Source organism: Psychromonas hadalis ATCC BAA-638 (genome assembly GCF_000420245.1).
In the GTDB taxonomy this organism is placed as follows: Bacteria; Pseudomonadota; Gammaproteobacteria; order Enterobacterales; family Psychromonadaceae; genus Psychromonas; species Psychromonas hadalis.
Genome location: NZ_ATUO01000256.1, coordinates 1 through 3074 on the forward strand (window position 1 = coordinate 1; position 3074 = coordinate 3074).

Below are 3074 nucleotides of genomic sequence, written 5' to 3' on the forward strand. Positions count from 1 at the left end.
CATTGTTTATTTTTTCTAGGAGTTTTCATATGCAGATTAGTCTCTTAAATATTATGATAGTAAGCCTAGTTTACTGCCAACTCTACAGCTTGGCTAGCCTAACGCCTCGTTAAGCGGATAAAAATGGTTGGCTATATCGTGAAGCGATGGCCAACTGTTTTTATTCCGTTTAAACGACTTGTTAGCCGTGTTTAAGGTGATGGTGATCAATGCTTTCTATTCGTTCCGCTAGCCAAACTTTTATAATTGACTGCCTAGTTACACCAACACGACTGGCTTCGCGATCTAGAGAGTCAACCATCCACTCTGGGAAGTCTACATTAACCCTTTTAGTGGTTTGCATAGCACGTTTAGCTTTAGATAAATCAAGGTTGGCAAATACATCATTACCATCATCAAATTCTTTATCAAAATCAGAAGCTTTCATAAAATTTCACCTCATTTTTTCTTGAGCGCCTAACTGAAATTATACGTATATTTATATCTCGATACGTAATAACAGCAGACCAATGTTTGTCATTATGGAATGCGATTATAACAAAACGAGGTTCATCGCTTGTATTCGCAGGGATCTCGACTAAATCAGGATCATTCCACAGTAATTTAGCTTCCTCAAAATCGATGCCATGCTTATCGAGGTTGATTTGACTCTTCTTTAGATCATATTCAAAAGTATGCATAGAGTTAAAACTATACCTTTTCGGTATAAATTGCAAGTGTGCGATTATACGGCTAACGCCTTGCTAAGCGGACTAAAGCAGTGGGTTAAAATGTGTAGCGAAGCGAAACGTAACCCACTGTTTTAGTTCCGTTTAATTGCCTTGTTAGAAGCGATCTCCGATATACTCGCAGTCTATTACAGACCATTTATCTTCATTGTCTTCTACCATGCGAACTTTATGCTTTAAAGACGGATAGTTATTGGCATCATTATCACCATACTTATATCCAATAAGAATTAATTCGTTATTAGAGTAACCTACAACTTCTGAAATACACCTCAGACTTGTTTCAAAGTAATGATCTCCTGAGCTGACAAAATAGTAGCCAAAATGACTAGTAACTACTTTGCACATTGCAGGTCCCCAAGTACCAGAGCCATGATTATGACCTACATCGCCTTCCCAGATAACTAAAAAACTACTTTGAAATTCATCTTTCTCTAATTGGACAATATTAAAGCCCCAAGCAGAACCTATAGCTAAGGCATAAGCAGCGGCAACTTCTAAAACTTTTCGGTACGTTGTGTCATGCTCTTCATTTAAAATTATTTTGTAATCTTCAAAAAGCCCTGTTAAAGGAATAAATTCTTCAGTTTCTCCAGAATTTATTAGTTTTTTAAACTCACAGGTATTCTTTAAATAGAAAATATACTTGTCTAGAATTTCAAGTTTCGTTGTCTTTCTGTTTAGTTGTTTTTTAAAGGATTCTTGGAATTTATTTATCTCGTATTCTTCAATATCACGGTCACTTTCATCGATGCTATATTTTCCAGCAAACTGCCTTTGACTCCACCCAACTTGCTTAAGTATCAGTTTAATTTCTCGTTGCTTATTTGTTACATTTAAAAAATTATCCATTATGTCCCCAGATGTCCCCACACTGTGGAGTAAAGTGTATATGAACTCAAAAGGGTGGATGCCCAAAGAGCTCATCTATTTAATCATATATATCAGAGGTATTACCATGACTAAGAAAATTACACCACAGAACAACCATGCAAATCAGAAAAATGCAAATAAAGGTCAAGTAGGCGTGAATGAGCAGTACGCTAAAGTTCACGGTAACAAAGGTCAACAGAAGAACCCAAACAACAAGTAATAAATTGAGGGCAGTGTAAGTTTAGCACTGCCCGAATATAGCTTATAACGCTAAGTTAAGCCGAAATTTATAGGTGGTTAAAATCGCGCAGCGATAATCAGCTGTAAAGATTCGGTTTAAACTTCTTGTTAAGTTTGCGTACCAATTGAACTATGTAGGCTGTTAAAATTGCCGAAGCTCATGTCTATGGAATTGTAAATGACTTACTACATTTATTTTGAATACAGTGTACTGCTTATCTAACTGATTTTACAATGTAATATTATCATTAATCCTAATCATCAGGCACACTGTGACCTCCCGCAAGAAACGAGATTTTTGCTTGGTATGTACTAATGATTTTTTAATAAACCCATTTCCTCTCCATTGTTAACTAGCGGTTTTAACACTGTTAATGGTTTACCGCACTGCTCACATCGTGACATTTGATCATTACTCTCCAGAAATTCTTGCCAGCTAAGTTCCTTATCTTCATTAACGGCGCGTTGCCCTAATTGCTCTCTTGCTTGATTCAATTTATCTTTACAGCATCCATGATATAAACCCAACATTTGATATTGTTGCTTACGAGGAATGGCAAAATGTTCGAGTAAGCGTTGCATAAATTGCTCATGGCTTAACTTAAGGTACTCTGTTTTTTTCGTCTGGTGAGACTGGTAACGAAAGACAACACAATTATTCGCTACATTTAATAATTGGCTGTTTTTTATTGCACCACCTCTAATATATCGCGCTAAATACTTAGCAACACCATAGCCATGTTCATAAGGTTTTACGCAGTGCAAAACCCAATCTACCCTCCCCAGTTTGTTGCATAGATTGATCACTTGCTGCGAGCAAAGCAATCTTGGTACGACTAACTCATTTGTCGCTAAAGCTTCCTTTAATCCTGCTAAGAATTTCCCCCTGAATATTTGCATCATTACTTTTGCAGGTAAAAAACATTTACGTTTCGGGGTGCGCCATTGTCCCGCTACATCTAAACCACCATGGCTGATCATACAATGAATATGAGGATGGAATACTTGGTTTCTTGCCCAAGTATGTAACGCTAAAATGTAACCTGGTGTCGCTGCTAAATAACGTTCATCCTTGCAGAGCTTTCGTATCGTTTTTCTAACCGATTGGAAAAGAATACGTTGGCACAACGCACGGTTAAATCGCCAAATAATATGTAGATCATGTGGCAGTGTAAACACCCAATGATGATGCTGAGATTGAAGGAGTAATGACTCGGCTTTATGTTGCCATTG

5 protein-coding genes are annotated in these 3074 nt (G+C 37.1%); 1 reads left to right on the forward strand and 4 read right to left on the reverse strand.

The features are described from left to right. Positions 1–181 precede the first annotated feature (181 nt). The 3 genes from brnA to G322_RS0118400 all read right to left on the reverse strand — a co-directional run bounded on the left by brnA (position 182) and on the right by G322_RS0118400 (position 1580). Entirely contained in the window at positions 182–427 is a 246-nt protein-coding gene (gene brnA / locus G322_RS0118390; RefSeq protein WP_022943146.1) for a type II toxin-antitoxin system BrnA family antitoxin, read from the reverse strand. Next, entirely contained in the window at positions 414–680 is a 267-nt protein-coding gene (locus tag G322_RS0118395; protein WP_022943147.1) for a BrnT family toxin, read from the reverse strand. Before G322_RS0118395 ends, brnA begins: the two co-directional genes overlap by 14 nt. Positions 681–824: 144 nt before the next feature. Continuing rightward, on the reverse strand, positions 825–1580 hold the full coding sequence (locus G322_RS0118400) for a hypothetical protein (protein WP_022943148.1): 756 nt from the start codon (positions 1578–1580) through the stop codon (positions 825–827). A 106-nt stretch (positions 1581–1686) separates the two neighbouring features. Here G322_RS0118400 and G322_RS24630 point away from each other — a divergent pair, with 106 nt between their 5' ends. Next, complete coding sequence (locus G322_RS24630) at positions 1687–1821, forward strand: hypothetical protein (protein ID WP_281166535.1); 135 nt, start codon at positions 1687–1689, stop codon at positions 1819–1821. A 332-nt stretch (positions 1822–2153) separates the two neighbouring features. On the opposite strand, the gene G322_RS0118410 is transcribed toward G322_RS24630, so the two are convergent. Next, positions 2154–3074: IS91 family transposase (locus G322_RS0118410; protein ID WP_022943150.1), on the reverse strand; the 921-nt coding region annotated here is incomplete at its 5' end.

What these genes read in the sequence shown, in the direction of transcription:
- G322_RS0118395 (WP_022943147.1), bottom strand. Translation starts at nt 680, where the DNA reads ATGCATACTTTTGAATATGATCTAAAGAAGAGTCAAATCAACCTCGAT.
- G322_RS24630 (WP_281166535.1), top strand. Translation starts at nt 1,687, where the DNA reads ATGACTAAGAAAATTACACCACAGAACAACCATGCAAATCAGAAAAAT.
- G322_RS0118400 (WP_022943148.1), bottom strand. Translation starts at nt 1,580, where the DNA reads ATGGATAATTTTTTAAATGTAACAAATAAGCAACGAGAAATTAAACTG.
- brnA (WP_022943146.1), bottom strand. Translation starts at nt 427, where the DNA reads ATGAAAGCTTCTGATTTTGATAAAGAATTTGATGATGGTAATGATGTA.